The 15,456-nt window shown below is 63.7% G+C and carries 16 protein-coding genes; 5 read left to right on the top strand and 11 right to left on the bottom strand.

Features of this window, described 5'->3' with window-relative positions; translation table 11 throughout:
* Positions 1-3: 3 nt before the first annotated feature.
* From KKP04_RS01155 to KKP04_RS01140, 4 genes are read right to left on the bottom strand one after another with little or no spacing between them, the layout of a single operon-like run.
* Positions 4-1,059, bottom strand: a complete 1,056-nt coding sequence (locus tag KKP04_RS01155) for a glycosyltransferase (RefSeq protein ID WP_215025334.1) — start codon at positions 1,057-1,059, stop codon at positions 4-6.
* Complete coding sequence (locus KKP04_RS01150) at positions 1,056-2,156, bottom strand: glycosyltransferase (RefSeq protein WP_215025332.1); 1,101 nt, start codon at positions 2,154-2,156, stop codon at positions 1,056-1,058. Before KKP04_RS01150 ends, KKP04_RS01155 begins: the two co-directional genes overlap by 4 nt.
* A complete protein-coding gene (locus KKP04_RS01145; protein WP_215025330.1) occupies positions 2,153-3,271 on the bottom strand; it encodes a hypothetical protein in 1,119 nt (372 codons plus the stop codon). Before KKP04_RS01145 ends, KKP04_RS01150 begins: the two co-directional genes overlap by 4 nt.
* A gap of 10 nt (positions 3,272-3,281) precedes the next feature.
* On the bottom strand, positions 3,282-4,259 hold the full coding sequence (locus KKP04_RS01140) for an NAD-dependent epimerase/dehydratase family protein (RefSeq protein ID WP_215025326.1): 978 nt from the start codon (positions 4,257-4,259) through the stop codon (positions 3,282-3,284).
* A gap of 204 nt (positions 4,260-4,463) precedes the next feature.
* Here KKP04_RS01140 and KKP04_RS01135 point away from each other — a divergent pair, with 204 nt between their 5' ends.
* Positions 4,464-5,576: a GDP-mannose 4,6-dehydratase gene (locus tag KKP04_RS01135; protein WP_215025323.1), complete on the top strand. Its 1,113-nt coding sequence runs from the start codon at positions 4,464-4,466 to the stop codon at positions 5,574-5,576.
* Here the strand turns inward: KKP04_RS01135 and KKP04_RS01130 are convergent.
* Positions 5,517-6,344 carry a hypothetical protein gene (locus KKP04_RS01130; RefSeq protein ID WP_215025321.1) on the bottom strand — a complete coding sequence of 276 codons (828 nt, stop codon included), beginning with the start codon at positions 6,342-6,344 and terminating at the stop codon, positions 5,517-5,519. The genes KKP04_RS01135 and KKP04_RS01130 overlap by 60 nt on opposite strands.
* Before the next feature lie 159 nt (positions 6,345-6,503).
* Between KKP04_RS01130 and KKP04_RS01125 the strand changes: the two genes are divergently transcribed.
* Complete coding sequence (locus KKP04_RS01125) at positions 6,504-6,998, top strand: hypothetical protein (RefSeq protein ID WP_215025319.1); 495 nt, start codon at positions 6,504-6,506, stop codon at positions 6,996-6,998.
* A gap of 205 nt (positions 6,999-7,203) precedes the next feature.
* Here KKP04_RS01125 and KKP04_RS01120 read toward each other — a convergent pair whose 3' ends face one another.
* The 3 genes from KKP04_RS01120 to KKP04_RS01110 all read right to left on the bottom strand — a co-directional run bounded on the left by KKP04_RS01120 (position 7,204) and on the right by KKP04_RS01110 (position 9,447).
* Positions 7,204-8,004, bottom strand: coding sequence for a TylF/MycF/NovP-related O-methyltransferase (locus KKP04_RS01120; protein WP_215025315.1), 801 nt, complete (start codon positions 8,002-8,004; stop codon positions 7,204-7,206).
* 95 nt (positions 8,005-8,099) lie between these two features.
* Positions 8,100-8,450, bottom strand: a complete 351-nt coding sequence (locus KKP04_RS01115; protein ID WP_215025312.1) for a lipid-A-disaccharide synthase N-terminal domain-containing protein — start codon at positions 8,448-8,450, stop codon at positions 8,100-8,102.
* Between the two features lie 205 nt (positions 8,451-8,655).
* Positions 8,656-9,447, bottom strand: coding sequence for a glycosyltransferase family 2 protein (locus KKP04_RS01110; RefSeq protein WP_215025310.1), 792 nt, complete (start codon positions 9,445-9,447; stop codon positions 8,656-8,658).
* A 122-nt stretch (positions 9,448-9,569) separates the two neighbouring features.
* Here KKP04_RS01110 and KKP04_RS01105 point away from each other — a divergent pair, with 122 nt between their 5' ends.
* Together KKP04_RS01105 and KKP04_RS01100 are read left to right on the top strand one after the other, a co-directional pair.
* Positions 9,570-10,397 carry a hypothetical protein gene (locus tag KKP04_RS01105; protein WP_215025307.1) on the top strand — a complete coding sequence of 276 codons (828 nt, stop codon included), beginning with the start codon at positions 9,570-9,572 and terminating at the stop codon, positions 10,395-10,397.
* A 71-nt stretch (positions 10,398-10,468) separates the two neighbouring features.
* The gene (locus KKP04_RS01100) at positions 10,469-12,223 is read left to right on the top strand and encodes a glucan ABC transporter ATP-binding protein/ permease (protein WP_371818676.1); all 1,755 of its coding nucleotides are present in this window, start codon (positions 10,469-10,471) and stop codon (positions 12,221-12,223) included.
* Between the two features lie 34 nt (positions 12,224-12,257).
* Here KKP04_RS01100 and KKP04_RS01095 read toward each other — a convergent pair whose 3' ends face one another.
* The 3 genes from KKP04_RS01095 to KKP04_RS01085 are packed head-to-tail and all read right to left on the bottom strand — an operon-like array spanning position 12,258 to position 14,666.
* The gene (locus KKP04_RS01095; protein WP_215025300.1) at positions 12,258-12,875 is read right to left on the bottom strand and encodes a Smr/MutS family protein; all 618 of its coding nucleotides are present in this window, start codon (positions 12,873-12,875) and stop codon (positions 12,258-12,260) included.
* 28 nt (positions 12,876-12,903) lie between these two features.
* Positions 12,904-13,968, bottom strand: a complete 1,065-nt coding sequence (locus KKP04_RS01090; RefSeq protein ID WP_371818675.1) for a murein transglycosylase A — start codon at positions 13,966-13,968, stop codon at positions 12,904-12,906.
* A complete protein-coding gene (locus KKP04_RS01085) occupies positions 13,965-14,666 on the bottom strand; it encodes a Tim44/TimA family putative adaptor protein (protein ID WP_215025297.1) in 702 nt (233 codons plus the stop codon). The genes KKP04_RS01090 and KKP04_RS01085 overlap by 4 nt, the downstream gene beginning before the upstream one ends.
* A gap of 202 nt (positions 14,667-14,868) precedes the next feature.
* On the opposite strand from KKP04_RS01085, the gene KKP04_RS01080 reads away from it, so the two are divergent.
* A complete protein-coding gene (locus tag KKP04_RS01080; protein WP_215025293.1) occupies positions 14,869-15,402 on the top strand; it encodes an FxsA family protein in 534 nt (177 codons plus the stop codon).
* The last annotated feature ends 54 nt before the right edge of the window (positions 15,403-15,456 follow it).

Below are 15,456 nucleotides of genomic sequence, written 5' to 3'. Positions count from 1 at the left end.
CCCCTATTCCCGGATGTAGCCGATGAGTTCGCGCAGGCGCGCCTCCGGGCTGTGGCGCTCGCGAAAGTCCTTGCGGATCTCCATCACAATTTCGGCGTAGTGGTGCGGGCGGTCGAGGACGTCGAGGATCTTGTCGCTGTCCTCTTCGCCACTGATCATCAGCTCCGTGGCCCTTTCGCCGAAAACATCGACGACGTAGTCGCGATTGAGCAGGAGCAGCGGAATCGTTCCCGAGGCCGGCGTCTCGAAGGTGCGGCACGTGACAAAGCCGAGTTGCTCGAACACCGGGCGGTAGACGACAGGGTTGAACACACCCTTCTCAATCGTGGCGGCGACCTCATTGAACGGGACGGCAGGCAGGCCCTCGAAGCGATGGGCTTGCATGTAGGCACGGTCGACATAGTGCTTTGCCTTGGCCTCGCCCTGCTCCATCCAGTCGATGACGTCGCCCCAGCCCTCGCCGACGAGTCCGACGCGGCCGACCTTGTCGCGGACCTTTTCGATGGCCTTGAACACCTTGAACATGCCGCGCCAGCGATGCTTGGTATGGCCGACATAGATCATGTCGAACGGCTTTTTGCGGCCGGTCGCGATCGGCGACTCCCAACCCGGATCGTAGATATGGAAGAGGAACGGCCGGACGTTCTTCCGGCGCGGGCGGCAGGTTGGCTGGAAGATCTTGTCGGAGAGGCTGTCGCAGAAATCGATCCACTCGGCGCTGCTTTGCAGGGAACGGTGGTTGTAGTCGCCCATGAACCAGATCGGCTCATTGTAATGGCCGTCGCAATCGATGATGAGACGCCGCTCGCGGGGGACAGAATCAAGAAGTCGGAGCCAGTCGAGATTGTCGCCGAACTGAAGGGCTGTCGTCCATTCGACGACGAAGACGACAGCGTCGGCGCCCGAGAGGCTCTTCGAGTAATCGAGGCCGGATGCCCAATCGCGCGGGCCGTAGACATGCGCTTCGTGGCCCATCGCTTTCGCCGCGCGCGTATAGCCGCGCAGGTCGAGCATCGAGCCTGCATTTTCGTATCCCCAATAGACGAAGACGATTTTCATGTGCGCCTCTCCGGCGTCATGCTGGGAGGCGGCGCGGACCCGCAGTCGAGCGCTTCGAACAACTCGCGTGCGCGCGCCTCGTAGCGATGGCGAGCCCGCAAGTGGGCGCGGACGTCGGCGACGATCGCGCGATATTTCTCCTCGTTTTCGAGGGCGTCGAGGATCTTCTCTGCCGCGCGACCGGGGAGCGTCAGTTCGCGCGCGGCGGGGCCGTAGACCTCCTCCGCGTGGTCGTCGTCGAGCATCAGAAGCGGGATCGTGTCGGCGCAAAACACCTCGAAATATTTCAGCGTCAGGTGTCTGAGATGGCGCAGGAGCGGACGCTGCGTCAGAATGTTGATGCGCGCCGTGCTCATCGTCGCGATGACATCGTTATAGTTGACCGCTGGCGGCGTTTCGATGCGAAGCCGCCTGAAGGCATAAGGGTCGGCGATGAAGGCGTCGGAGGGGTTCACCGAGGGACCTTCCTCCGGGGGCGCATCCCACCACAGTCCGAGAAAGCCGATCCGGCCGACGCGGTCGCGAATGTTTGCGAACGCGGGAAGAAGCTCGCTCTCCACCTCGCGCCAGCGCCACCAGTTGTGGCCGACATGGAGCACGTCCCACTGCTTCGCCGGACTCGCGGCGGCATCGACTTCGAGCGATGGATCGTAACCGAAGAAGGGGAGCGCGCTCGCCTTAGCGAATTGCGGCTTGTGCAGCAGCGTCTGGACGACGCGGTCGCCGAGCGCATCCATATGGGCGATCCATGACTGGCGGTCGGCTTCGCTTCGGTGGTTATGATCGTAGCCGTCGAGTTGGATCAGGTCGTTGTAGAGACCGTCGGTATCCACGATGAGCCGCCGCTCGCGCGGGAAGCGCCCCAGCATGATCGCCTGCTGTAGCGGCGGTATCCGGTAGAGTTCCGTCTCGAACAGGTAGACGACGCGATCGAAATCCTCGATATCCATCGAGAACTTGAGTTCAGGGATGTACCAGATCGGCGAGCCGAAAATAGCCACCGTGTGGCCAAAGCCAGGGGCGAGGCGGATGTAATTCGCCACCGCGTGCGTGCTGCCCGCATTACCCCTGGTCTTCATCACGAACAGGATTTTCATGACGCCGCTTTCAGTGCCTCAGGCGCGGCGGTCAGCGCCTCCAGCTCCGCGAAGCGCCGTTCGAATGAATGATGCCTTGCGAGATGTTGGCGGGTCTTCAGGACGGCGTCCCAGGTCGCGACGGGATCGTCGAGAAGCTCTTCGAGATGGCGCGCGACGCCCTCCTTCGGGACAAGTTTAAGCGCGGCAGCGCCAAAAATTTCCTCGACGAAGGCTTTCGGCAGCATCAGCACGGGAACCGTGTCTGCGAGGAAGGTCTCGAACGTGCGGTTCGTAACCAGTCCAAGCTCGCTGAAGAGCGGGCGGTGGAAGACCGGGGCGAAGCGGCCCTGTGCGAGCAGCGGCACAACACGGTCGAAGCGGATCCCCATCCGAACCTCGACGCGGAGGTCTGCAAGAAGGTCCGGGTCGGTGTCGACGCCGAGAAGCCCCAGCTCGACCGCCCAGCCGGGGCGCTCCGTCCAGTCCCATCCGGCGAGGCAGATCTGACCGACCTTGTCCGCGACGGCGCGATAATGTTCGAGGAACGGCCGCACCTGCGACCAGCGCTGCCAGTTGCTGCCAACGTAGACGGCGCCATAAGGACGCGCCGCGCGGTCGGCGGACTTCCAGCGGGCGGCGGCTTCCTCGGCCGATTCGCAGGGACGGGCGACGGCGTTTCGGTCGAAGCCGTGGAACAGGAACGAGCCGACATCGGGGCGGCGCGGTTTGAGCGTCGGTTGCAGGACAACGCCGCCGAGCGCCGAAATCGCCTCGATCCACTCCCAGGAGGGATGGCCGTCGAATTTTTCCAGGTGATTGAAGTCGTGGTCGATGCGGATCGTTTCGTTGAAGCGGCCCCAGAGATCGAGCACCACGCGCTTTTCACGCGGGATGCGATCCATCATGCGGGCAAGGCCCGGCATGTCGGGAATATCGCGGGGAACCTGCACGAGGAAGACGACGAGGTCGGCGTCGTCCGTGTCGAGCGTCGTCTTGAGATCGGGAAGCTCGGGATTCGGATGGCCGTAAAGGGCGACGTCGTGACCGAGCGTCGGACCCAATGCCACGTAACGATGAACGGTGGCGACACTGCGGGTCCAGGGGTCGACGGAGCCGACAAGGACGATCTTCATTTCTATCCCCTTACGGCCTGGCCGCCGGGCCGTCGCTTCCTCTATTGCCGCCGGCCCACTGCATGGTCAAGGCTAGCCCATCCTCGAAGCTACGCCTCGGTTCCCAGCCGAACGTGTCGCGCGCGAACCGGATATCGGCTTGAACCCGGCGCTGTTCGCCGGGGCGTCCCGGCGCGTGGCGGAGGTCGTATCCTCCTTCCGGCAAACCGTGCGCGGCGATAACCTTCGCGGCCAATTCGTTGATCGAGTGCGACCGGCCGCTGCCGAGGTTGAACACCTTACCAGCGGTCGCCTGCGCGTTATCGAGGGCGCCAACCCATGCATCGACGATGTCGTCGACGAACACGAAGTCGCGTGTCTGCTCGCCGTCCCCGAAAATCGTGATCGGTTCGCCACGCTGAATTCTGCCCAGAAAGATGCCGAGCACGCCCTGATAGGGGTTGTCCCAAGCCTGACCGGGACCGAAGACGGAGAACATGCGGAACGACGTGACGTCAAAAGCGAAGTCGAGATCGGGGCGCGCGGCGGTTGCGTGGACGAACCGCTCGGCGGCAAACTTCGTTATCCCGTAATAGCTGTCGGGGCGACAGCACTCCGTCTCAGGCGTCGGCACGATGGGCGTGTCGCCATAGGCCGTCATGGAACTCGCATAGATAAGACGCGATACGCGGTGCTTCAGGCACATCTCCACGACGTTGACTGTGCCCTCGACATTGGTGCGAAGATCGCCCACCGGGTTCTCGAAGGCGCGGATGATGGAGACCTGACCGGCCAGATGGCAGACCGCGTCGCAGCCCTCCGCGAAAATCGGTTCGAGGTCTTCGGGCCGCCTGACGTCGCCGGAGTGGAACCGCGCGCCTTCGGGCACGCTCACCCGGCTGGAATTGAACTCGTTGTCTATAACGGTAACGCGGTGACCTTCGTCGAGAAGCCGACGGGTGAGGTGCGTACCGATGAACCCGGCCCCACCAGTGACAATGATATGCAAAGCTCGCCCCCGCATTTGAGTACACGCGTCATACCGCGCCGCAGGAGCCATCCCGCCGCCCGGCGTCATGATCGGCGCTCCAACTCGGCCCCGCAAGAAGATCTCACGGGCGAGGTGCCGTTTTTCTGATTGGCGGGACTAAAGCGGCACAGCTATGGTCGAACGGTCGCGGTTTATATTGGCGGGCCGGGCAACGGGGGGCATATGCGCACGAAAAACGTCTTGATCACCGGGGGAGCAGGCTTCGTCGGCTGCAATGCTGCCCGCTATTTCGGCAGCAGGAACTGGTACGTCACGGTTCTCGACAATCTTTCCCGCGAAGGCAGCGAGAAGAACCTGGAGTGGCTGCGCGACGGCTTCTCCTTCGATCTGGAGCGGGCTGACGTCTGCGATCGCAGGGCGGTCGACCGCGTGGTTTCGGCGAAGCCTTACGACGCCGTGATCCATCTCGCCGCGCAGGTGGCGGTGACGACCTCGGTCACTGACCCGCGCGCCGACTTCATGGCGAACGCCCTCGGGACGTTCAATGTGCTCGATGCGGTGCGCCGGTTCTCGCCAGAGACCGTCTTCATCTTCGCCTCGACGAACAAGGTCTACGGGAAGATCGCTTCGGCCGGGACGCATCTGTCGGGCGGCCGTTACGGCTATACAAACCGCCCGTTCGGCATCTCCGAAACGGAGCCGCTCGATTTCCTGTCGCCCTACGGCTGCTCCAAGGGAGCGGCGGACCAGTACACGCTCGATTTTGCGCGCATCTACGGGATACCGGCGACGTCGTTCCGGCAGTCGTGCATCTATGGGACGCGGCAGTTCGGTGTCGAGGATCAGGGCTGGGTTGCCTGGTTCTCCATTGCAGCGCGGCTAAAGAAAAACATCACGATCTACGGCGACGGGCGGCAGGTGCGCGATGTGCTGCACGTCGACGACTTGCTGCGCGCGTACGAGGCCGCGATCCAGGCGCCGGACAAGATTGCGGGCAAGGCCTTCAATGTGGGCGGCGGCCCTCGGAACATTCTTTCGCTGCTCGATTTGATCGCCGTCCTCGAGCGCAAGCTCGGCAGAAAGATCCCGCTCAGGTTCGACGACTGGCGGCCGGGCGACCAGCGCGCCTATGTGAGCGATATCCGCAAGCTCGAAACCGAACTCGGCTGGACCCCGCAGATCGGCGTGGAGGATGGCGTCCAGCAGCTCGTCGATTGGGTGGATCAGAACCACGAACTGTTCGAGCAATCGGTCGCGAGCGAGGCGGCGGCGCGGCTAGACCACAAGCTCGACGGCAATGAAGCTGGTGTCGTCGAGGAAGCGGGCGCCGTCTAGGAAGCGGCGCCAGTAGGGAAAGACATCGAGGCAGAGAGGGTCGGCGATCCTTACGGCCTCGATTTCTTCGAGCATCGCGGAAACGTCGCGCGGACCGCTTTGGCCCTGGCGCGAGACGACGGCGCCGTCGCTCGCGAGGATAATTGTGCGGGCGTCGCGCGGAAGCGGAAACACTTCCTTGAAACGGTCGGGGGCGGGACGTTCGTCGAGAGCGGCAAAACCGAAGGCGTCGCTGTCGGCGTTGACCCAGTGCTTCGTCATCGCGAGCCAATCGCGGGTGATGGCTTCGAGATTGTTTGCGGAAACACCGGGCGACGCCGGTCTGTCGCCGTGGGCGCGAGCGTAGCCCGAGACCATCATCCGCCGGAAATTGAAGAAGGCGCGCTCGTGTGGATTGTGCTCGGGAATGTTCCACACGCCGTCGACTGCGAAAGGGCAGTCGCCGATTCGCCAGATTTCGCCCCGCTCAAGCGAAAGAACCACCGTGGCCGCATAGGGAGAGGCAACCGCGTGGGCGCGCGCAAGATCGGCGAGAGCCCTTTGCGCCGACCGCTCGAATGTGTCGACGGTGGCGCCGGATGGCAAGCTGGCGAGCACATCGACAATGACCTCGGCGGCCGCGATGCCGCCGGGCCGCCCTGCGATGGGCTGCGCCGCGCTCGACCCGTCGACGACGGCAATATGGCGCTCGCCCGCGAAAACTCTGTCCTCGTTACGCGCATCGCAGAACTTGCCTTCGCAGAACGTCTCGATAATGCGCGCCTGCATGTGTTCCCCAATCCTGCCGAGCGGTTTAGAAGATTTGGACTTATCCACAAATAAACTCGTTACGTGTAGTGCTTGCACTACACGTAACGTTACGATTCGGCAACCGAAAACCTTCCATTTTTCAGGATACCGCTATGAGCGACGTTGATGAGACACGCTATGAGCGACGTTGATGAGACAACGGAATCGATCTATTACGATCAGCAATGGAAGCGGGTAACAGTGGCAGACGTTCTGAAGAGGCTAAGAGAGGAGCTTAAGGCCCAGCGAGCGCTGCTCGCTGAGACCAAGAGAGCTGTTGAGCATTTGGAAATTGCGATAGCCGCAATTGAGAGAGACGAGGCTCGCGTTGAACGGCATGGGACCAACAAACGCGGAATTGTGGCGCGCGGAGTCCTCGACGCGATCAGAGATGGAATCGGAACGCCATCGGCTATTGTCGACTATCTAGAACGGCAAGGTATCAAAACTAAGCAGCCATCCGTGTCCAACGCGATCCAGAGACTACAGGGAAAGCATGTTCGCTGGAGTCTGGAGAAAAAGAGGTGGGTTCTGATGGAGGATATTGGCTCCCTCACTGAGGATGGAGCCAAAAAAGTTTCGGCCCCGGATGTGGCGTCCGAGGCCGTGAATAGCGGGTCGCTCCCGCATTGAAGCCCTGCCCCTTGAACCGGGCGAACCAGAAAGGCAGGTGTTGCCAAATGCGGAAAGACCGCATTTTAAGTAAGTAGTGGTTAGTCACGTCATTTGAGATCGCAACTCTTCTGACGTGGCTGCCACCTTTTTATATGGCTATTCGAGGGATCTGTCCAATCAGCGATTGATTTTTATCCCCTTACCCTTTTCTCGCCGGGCGCGTCTAACCCCGCCGCCTGTCCTTAATCCAGTAGCCGCCGTAGTCGTCGATCCGCACGATCGGGGTGGCGATCTCGCGCTCGGATCGAAAGGCTTCGACGGCGCTGCGGTTATCCTCGAACAGGAAATAATCGTCGAGGATCAGGCTGCCGCCGGGCGAGAGCTTCTCGTAGAGGGCGGCAAGGGTGTCGCGCGCGCTTGCGAAAGTATCGCCGTCGAGGCGCAGCAAGGCGAGCGAGGCGACGGGAGCGCTCGGGAGCGTTTTCGCGAACGGACCCTCAAGAAACACGACCTGACTGTCGAGAAGACCGTAGCGGCGGAACGCGGCCTTCACCTCGTCGAGGGAGACGCTGAACGTGGGGTTGCCGTGCAGGACGGCAGCGGAGTCACTGGCGTCTGTGTCGTCCGGGAGACCTGCAAACGTGTCGGCGGCGAAAACCCGGCGGTCGCCGATGTTGTACGCCTTGAGCACCGCGCGCATCATCATGGCCGCGCCACCGCGCCAGACGCCCGCTTCCAGAAAGTCGCCCGGAACCCGCTCGGTCAAGACTCGCTCGCACTCGGCCCTGAGGTGGCTCATGCGACGCCAGCCGATCATTGACGGCGCGCCGGACGGCCAGTCCCAGCCGTTGAGCCGGTGCATATCGTCGTAGCCCCCGATGTGCGGTTGAATCGCCGGATCTCTGTTGAGACGTCCGACGAGGCTGTCGCAAATGAGGTCGAGATAAGCTTTCCGCAGTGAGGTTGGCTCACCTGTCGGGTTTCCACGATCGGGCAATCGGTCGAGATCTTGGATTCTGTTCATCTTGGCTCCGCATGAAGGGACTCGAAAAGCGTGCTTCCACGATTCTTCTGGCGGTGGGCCTCATTGCTCGGCGCTATGGATCGGCTTCGTAATCGCTACTCCGCCGCGCGAAGACCGGCGGGCGCGTTCGCGGCGGCGCGCTCGGTGCGCTTGTGCGCCCAGATGAGGTAGATATTGCGCGCATAGATGAAGAGACCCGCGAGCTGCCCCAGCATGATCACCGGATCGGCTCGATGAACGGCGTAGACGAACAGCATGAGGCCGCCGGCAAAGCTGAAATACCAGAAGGTTTCCGGCACGATGCTGCGCTTGACGCGCTCGCTCGCGATCCATTGCAGAACGAAGCGCATGAAGAACATGGACTGCGCCGCGAAACCGAAGATGACCCACGCCATCTCCACGTCCGAAACCTGCGCCCACCACTGACTGAACTTTGCGATGTCCATGCGAATCCCCGTTCTGGGCTGAAGGCCGCCCGCTAACCCGGCTTCACGGACCGGCCGAAACGGCCCCGGAATCGCCCGCTTGCACCGAAGCGGGACAAATCCAATGCCTCTGCGCTGCTTCCGAAGCTTTTCCCGTTCATGCGGAAAAGCTCCGGCTCATCCTTGGCGCGTCTTCCTCTCGCGAGGCGTTCGCTCGAAAAACGCGTCAGTGCGTCTGCCGCGAAGCGACCGACGCAACCCGGAGCACCGGGGCGGCTTCCCTCAGCCGCGCCACGCCAAGCGTATCTTCCGCGATCTCCGGCACCCGCGTGCGCCGCCTCAGCCACACGATGCCGATCATGTCGTAGACGCCCAGCAGCGCGCGGTTGAAGTTCGTGTATTTCGATTGCCCCGCGATGCGCGGCCGGTCGTTCACCGGCACGTACTCCACCTTGTGGCTGTACATCTGGAAGAGGGCGGGCATGAAGCGGTGCATGCTCGTGAAGAACGGCAGCCGCAGATACGCCTCGCGCCAGAAAACCTTGATGCCGCAGCCCGAGTCCGGGCATTGATCCTTGAGGATCGCGGCGCGCGCCCGGTTGCCCAGAAGGCTCGCGATGCGCCGCGAGCCGACCGCCTTGCGCTTCACGCGGACGCCGCCCACAAGCGCCGGGCCGCATTTGCCGGGCGTGCCGAGGCCTTTCAACAGGTTCGGAATGTCGGCGGGATCGTTCTGACCGTCGCCGTCCATCGTGGCGATCAGGGGGCATTGCGCCGCGAGAACACCCGTGCGGATCGCGGCGCTTTGGCCGGAGCGAGCGCTATGGCGGATGTAGCGCACACGCGGATCGCGCGCGGCGAGGGCCTTGATTTCCGCGCCGGTGCCATCGGTGCTGCCGTCGTCGATCACGATCACCTCGCCGAGAACCTCGGGCGCGATGGCGCGCAGCGTTTCCTCGACGAGACGGCCGATATTTCCTTCTTCGTTCAGCGCTGGGATCACCACCGCAACAGTCATGACCGCCACCTTCGCAAGCTCGCTTCCGCAAAGCCCAATTCGATTTCCTTAACCGCTCATAGCAGGCTTTTTCGTGGCCACACAACCGCTGTGGACAAGCCGTTCTCGCGATTCATTCTTTGGTGACGGGTTCATGTGACAGTCAGGACAGCGTAGAGGATCCGATCCGGCGGCTGGTTTTCATGTTCGAGCGCAGCGCAAGGCCCCATGCGTTTCCCGTGCCGCTTGCCCTCGGCGCGGATGGCGGCATCGTCACGACGCTCTCTGAGCCGATTGTCGGCTGGCCCGCTGGAAATCTCGATGGCGAGCCGAAATCTCTCGTGCTTCCATCAAGCTACCTCGAACCTCTCGCGACAAGCGCCGTCGCCTACGGCTGCAATCTGCCGCTTACGCGTGGAGCCATACCGACGCCCGTGCTCGGCGCCCAGTTTCCCGACCGTATCGACAGCGGCGGCGAAGCCGAGTTTCTGGCCGCCTCATTCCCCGCCGGCAACACCGCCATCATCGGCGCGAAGGGCGAGCGGATCGGGTTGCGTCTGCGCTGGGTCTGCGTGTCGGCGGACGCCGGGATCGGCGCGGTATGGCGCTGCTTCGTCCGCCTCGGCGGTCAAGGCGCGCAAAACGCATGGCATGCCGTCGGTCACGATTACATTTTCGAGGCGAAGGGCGGCGCGGCGCTCAACGCTCCCGCCGAAATCTCGCTGCCGGTGCGGACGGCGGACGGTCGCAGGCTGCGGCTTGTGCATCCCTTCGGCGCGCTGACCTGCTTCGCCTGCGAGGCCGGACGCGTCAAGGTCACGACACTTGCGCCGGACGGTTGGGCGAAACGCGATGTGGTCCGTCTCTCGCTCCTTGCCGATGACCGCGTCGTGGCCATTTTCTCCGACGGAATGCAGAAGACAGTCGGCATCGCCGCTCCGCATGCGATGCGGACGCCTCGGGCGGCATAGTTTTCTTCGTCAGCGACGCAAGTGCCTCATTTTTCAACCCCCACATCCCATCGGGCCGGCGCGTCATGAAGATGGCCAGGATATACATTCGCGCTCTCGGCATGCTCGCTTCCGAGCGCTGGCTTGCGATTGCGCTGGTCGCGGCGGGCGCGGCCATCGCCATCGTGCAACTCGCTGAACCGATCCTCTTCGGCCGCGTGGTAGACGCGCTGTCGAAGGGCGACGAAGCCTTTCCGATCATCGCCATATGGGCGGCGCTCGGGCTGTTCAACATCATCGCGAGCGTCGCGCTGTCGATCATGGCGGACCGGCTCGCGCACCGCCAGCGCCTCGCGGCGATGGGCGCGGCCTTCGAGCGCGCGATCAACCTGCCGGTGAGCTATCACGCCCAGCACGGCACTGGGCGCCTCGTCCGCATCATCCTCGCGGGCACGGACCAGCTTTTCGCGCTTTGGCTCTCGTTCCTGCGCGAGCACCTGACCGCCATCATCAGCATCGTCCTGCTGATCCCGGTTGCCATCTCCATCGACACGCGGCTCGCAGCGCTGCTGGCCGCGCTCGCGGTTCTGTATTTCCTCGCCAACATCGTCATCATCAAGCGGACGCAGGGCGGGCAGGAGAACGTCGAAGCCTATCATCAGGATGTTTTCGGCCGCGTGGGCGACGTGATCGGTAACGTGACCGTGGTGCAAAGCTATACGCGCCTCGTGGACGAGGCGAGCGCGCTCCGCAACCTCATGGCCGATCTGTTGCGCGCGCAATATCCCGTCCTGACATGGTGGGCCATGCTGACCGTGCTGACGCGCGCCGCCGCGACGATCACCATGGTTGCCGTCTTCGCCATCGGCGCGATCCTCGCGCAGCGGGGCGAAGTGACGGTGGGCGAGATCGTGGCTTTCGTTGGTTTCGCGGGACTGCTCATCTCGAAGCTCGACCAGCTTTCGAGCTTCGTCGCGCGCATCTTCATGCAGGCGCCGACGCTTCAGTACTTCTTCGACCTGCTCGACACGAGCGGCGTGACCATCGAGAAGCCGGGCGCGGTGCCGCTGGAAAACGTGAAGGGTCGCGTCACCTTCGATCACGCCACTTACCGCTTCCCGAACAGCGATCAGGGCGTGTTCGGGCTCGACTTCGACGCCGCGCCGGGGCAGACCTTCGCGCTCGTCGGCCCGACCGGCTCGGGCAAGACGACGACGCTCGCGCTGCTCCAGCGGCTGCGCGATCCGCAGGAAGGCCGTATCCTCATCGACGGCGTCGACATCCGCGACGCGACGCTGAACTCGCTGCGGCAGTCCGTCGCCGTGGTGTTTCAGGATGCGGGGCTGTTCAATCGTTCGATCGCGGAAAACATTCGCGTGGGACGCCCCAACGCCACAGACGCCGACGTGGAAGAAGCGGCCACGCTGGCCGAAGCGCACGAGTTCATTCTCGCCAAACCCGGCGGCTATAGCTTCGTTATCGGCGAACGCGGCTCGGCGCTGTCGGGCGGCGAGCGCCAGCGCATTGCCATCGCCCGCGCGATCCTGAAGAACGCGCCGATCCTGATCCTCGACGAGGCGACAAGTGCGCTCGATAACGAGACCGAACTCAAGATCAAGCGCGCACTCGACCAAGTGCGGCGTGGACGCACCACGTTTCTCATCGCGCACCGGCTTTCGACAGTCGCAAGCGCGGACAGGATCCTCGTGCTCGAAAAGGGGCGCATCGTCGAGATGGGAACGTTCGCCGCGCTGGCCGAGGCGGGCGGCATCTTCGAGCGGCTCGTCAAGGCGGGCGATCTGAAGGAAGACGAGCCGCTAGGATCGGCTGCCCGCGCGGCGGAGTGAGTGCAGGGCGGCGTTGCTGGCTGGCGCTTGCCGGTCAGCCCGGCTTGCCCCGTTTGCGGATCGTCACATACAGCGCGCCGCTCCCGCCATGATGGTGCGCTGACTCGGTGAAGCTCACCACATGTGTCCGGAACTCCGGCTCGGACAGCCAGTGCGGCACGAGGCGCCTCAAGACGCCGCGATTTTCGCTGTTCCAGAAATCCCTGCTATCGGTATCGGCGCGTCCCCCCTTGCCTGTGATGATCAGCACATGGCGGTGCCCTTCGACCTGGCAGCGCGCGAGAAAGGCGCGGAGGGTTGCATAGGCGTCGTGCTGGCGCAGGCCGTGGAGGTCGATGCGGGCGTCGATCTCGCGGCGGCCGCGCGCGATCTTCCGAACGATGCGGTGATCGAAAGGCTGGTGGGGTGTCGAAGTCGGGCGCATGGCCGCTGCGCCGGGGCTCGTGACAGCCGGTTCCGCGCGCAGCGGCGGGCTGCCAATTGGCTTGGCCTTGGGAGTGAGGAACTGCGACGGCGGAGGGGCTCCTTCGTCGCCCCTCGGCGCAGGCGTGTCCGGGCGCGAAAGCGCAAGAGGCTCATCGTTGCGGGTCACATGCGCCCACAGGTCGATTTCCTCCTTCGAGAGGAGGCGCTTCTTTCGGCGGCCTTCCATCCCTTTTCCCACGTCAATCACGCGCTAGCTAGCAGCTTGGTTGAAGAACGATAAAATCGCATGAATGGCGCACCGCGCCAGCACTTTCGCCCGCCGCGTGGCCCGTCCCCGCGAAGATATCGCCGCGCTGTGGCCCTTTGATCGCCGAGCCCGTGTCCTGCGCTATGGCAAGCCGATGGAACGGCTTTCCCTGAAACACGAGGTCCGGAGCCGATACCCATAGCGGCGTCCCCGCCGGATGAAAAGCCGGGTCTGTCGCAAGGCTTCTTCCGGGGTAAAGGTCCACTCCCGACGAGCCGCGCGGCCCGGCGGCGCCCGCGTCGAGTTCGCGAAAAAAGATATAGGAGCGGTTTTCCGCGAGAACAGCCTCGCGGCCCGGTTCTGCGCGCAGCCACGCCTTCAGGCCGTCGAGGTGCGCATCCTCGACGGCGAGCTTGCCTTGCGCGATCAGCCATTTCGAAATGGACGTGTAGGGATGGCCGTTCTTGCCGTCAAAGGTCAGGCGCGCGCATGTTCCGTCGTCGAGTTCGACCACGCCTGAACCCTGCACGTGCATGATGAAGGCATCGACTGCATCCGCCAGATAGAGAAGCGCGCACTCGCGATCTTCGAGCGCGCCCGCCTTGATTTCTCCGCGCGTGAAATACGGCTCGAACCCCGCGGCGGTGGCGCGTGCGGCACTCAGGCCCTGAGCGGCGAGCGGATGCGCAGGCGGCAGCAACGCGAGGTCGGGCGGGCGGCGATAGACCGGAACAGGGAAAGCGGGCGAGCGCGTGCGCGACCCTTTGAGGACCGGCTCGAAATACGATGTGAGCAGACCCGGTTCGGCGTTTATGCGGCAAGGCTGAAAATGCGCCTCGAAGAAGCGGCGCGCGGCTTCACGCTCGGCGAGCAAACCAGCCGCGTCTCCCGCAGGATGCGGCAGGTTCGGGCCAAGCGCTGCGGAACGCAGATAGCAAGCCAGCGCCTCCGCATGATCGTCGTCGCGCCAGCCGGGGATTGCGGCGAAGGCCATCGGCTCCAGCGTGAGCGGGGCGGAGGTAGAGCCGCCATGCTGCCACCGCCAGAGCGCGGGCTCAGAGCCTTCGGTCACGCCGCGTCGGTTGCGACGAGCTGCCAGTTCGGGTTCGGCGAAGATACGTCGCGGGAGAAGGTCCAGATATCGGTGACCTGGCGCACGGCCTTGTCGTCGCCGTCCACCACCTCACCATGCTTGTCTCGCGTGGCGGTGACGAGATCGCTCACGAACCGCACCTTGACCTGCGCGATGCGGCCAGAGAGATTTGCATCGACGATTTCGCTTGCCGAGATCCCTATCAGGTGGAACTCGACCGTTTCGCCGCGCGACTCGCGATCGTTGATCACCACGTTGAAGCTGTCGAACACATCCGGCGCGAGAAGGAAGCGCAGCGTTTCGCGATCCCCCTTCGCATAGGCGGTGATGATGGATTCGTAGGCCACCTTCGCTCCGTTGACGAACGATGCCGTGTCGAAAGACGGGTCGGACGCGGCAATCTGGCGCAGCGGCGCGCGCGCCGCGTTGTCCTCCGAAAGATTGCCAAGCCGCTCGTCCACGCTGGGACCGCCCTGTGAGGCGCCATCCGGTCGCGCTTCAGCCCTGGGAAGCGGAACGACATTGTCCCGCGCGGGCGCCGCGTCACGGGCATAATTGTCCAGCCGCGTTTCTTCGTCGCCCGTCCTGCGGCCCAATACGCTCCTCAGACGCAGAAAAATCGCCACCGCAACCGCTAAAAGCAAAATATTGGTGAGGTCGAATATGTCGCTCGTCAAACCGCCGCTCCTGACCCCCGTCGGGCCCGATGTTGTGTGACTTCCAACCGGTGATATAAGAGCTTCCGGCAGCGCTGGCTATAGCCGCGCGCCCTTTGACGCAAGCGTTGCCGAAATCTTTGCATCCTTCTCCGCAAATCGATCTTCGCTCCCATATTATGAGGTGCGAATTTCAGTTCCAACCCGAGGACCGAGCCGCTCGATGCCCTTCGTCATTCTCTTTCTCATGATTTCGTGGCCGGTGCTGGAGGTGGCCTCCATTATCCAGGTCAGCCGCTGGATCGGCGGGATCCCCACCTTCCTGCTGCTGGCGGCGGGCGTGGCGGTCGGCGCGTTCCTCGTGAAGTCGCAAAGCCGCGTGGTCGGCGTTCGCGTAATGGAAGCCATGCGGTCCGGCGGATCGCCCGAAAAGACCCTGCTCGACAGCGGGACGACATCGCTCGCGGGGATCCTGTTCATGATTCCCGGCTTCGTGTCGGACGCGGTGGCGATTTTGCTGCTCCTCCCGGTGGTGCGCGGCTTTTTGTGGCGCGGCGCGTCATACGGCGTGAGGGCGCGCGGCGGTCAGCAGCAGGCGCGGACTCAGCAGGGTGCGCGGCCCGAACCGCAAGAAAGCCCGCAAGGCCCGGTGCGCAGCGAAACGGTGATCGACGTGGAGTTCACCGAAGTGCCGCGCAGCGAAGGCAAGGGCGAGTCGAGCGCGAAGCGCACGGATTCGCCCTGGGGGAACGGGTAGGCGCGGCGGCGCGATAAGGATCATCGCCGGGCGATGGAATGATTGAGCGGCCGA

Source organism: Rhodomicrobium sp. Az07, from assembly GCF_018619475.1.
In the GTDB taxonomy this organism is placed as follows: Bacteria; Pseudomonadota; Alphaproteobacteria; order Rhizobiales; family Rhodomicrobiaceae; genus Rhodomicrobium.
This window is presented reverse-complemented; position numbering and strand designations above follow the sequence as displayed.

What these genes read in the sequence shown, in the direction of transcription:
- KKP04_RS01155 (WP_215025334.1), bottom strand. Translation starts at nt 1,059, where the DNA reads ATGAAAATCGTCTTCGTCTATTGGGGATACGAAAATGCAGGCTCGATG.
- KKP04_RS01150 (WP_215025332.1), bottom strand. Translation starts at nt 2,156, where the DNA reads ATGAAAATCCTGTTCGTGATGAAGACCAGGGGTAATGCGGGCAGCACG.
- KKP04_RS01145 (WP_215025330.1), bottom strand. Translation starts at nt 3,271, where the DNA reads ATGAAGATCGTCCTTGTCGGCTCCGTCGACCCCTGGACCCGCAGTGTC.
- KKP04_RS01135 (WP_215025323.1), top strand. Translation starts at nt 4,464, where the DNA reads ATGCGCACGAAAAACGTCTTGATCACCGGGGGAGCAGGCTTCGTCGGC.
- KKP04_RS01130 (WP_215025321.1), bottom strand. Translation starts at nt 6,344, where the DNA reads ATGCAGGCGCGCATTATCGAGACGTTCTGCGAAGGCAAGTTCTGCGAT.
- KKP04_RS01125 (WP_215025319.1), top strand. Translation starts at nt 6,504, where the DNA reads ATGAGCGACGTTGATGAGACAACGGAATCGATCTATTACGATCAGCAA.
- KKP04_RS01120 (WP_215025315.1), bottom strand. Translation starts at nt 8,004, where the DNA reads ATGAACAGAATCCAAGATCTCGACCGATTGCCCGATCGTGGAAACCCG.
- KKP04_RS01115 (WP_215025312.1), bottom strand. Translation starts at nt 8,450, where the DNA reads ATGGACATCGCAAAGTTCAGTCAGTGGTGGGCGCAGGTTTCGGACGTG.
- KKP04_RS01110 (WP_215025310.1), bottom strand. Translation starts at nt 9,447, where the DNA reads ATGACTGTTGCGGTGGTGATCCCAGCGCTGAACGAAGAAGGAAATATC.
- KKP04_RS01100 (WP_371818676.1), top strand. Translation starts at nt 10,469, where the DNA reads ATGGCCAGGATATACATTCGCGCTCTCGGCATGCTCGCTTCCGAGCGC.
- KKP04_RS01095 (WP_215025300.1), bottom strand. Translation starts at nt 12,875, where the DNA reads ATGGAAGGCCGCCGAAAGAAGCGCCTCCTCTCGAAGGAGGAAATCGAC.
- KKP04_RS01080 (WP_215025293.1), top strand. Translation starts at nt 14,869, where the DNA reads ATGCCCTTCGTCATTCTCTTTCTCATGATTTCGTGGCCGGTGCTGGAG.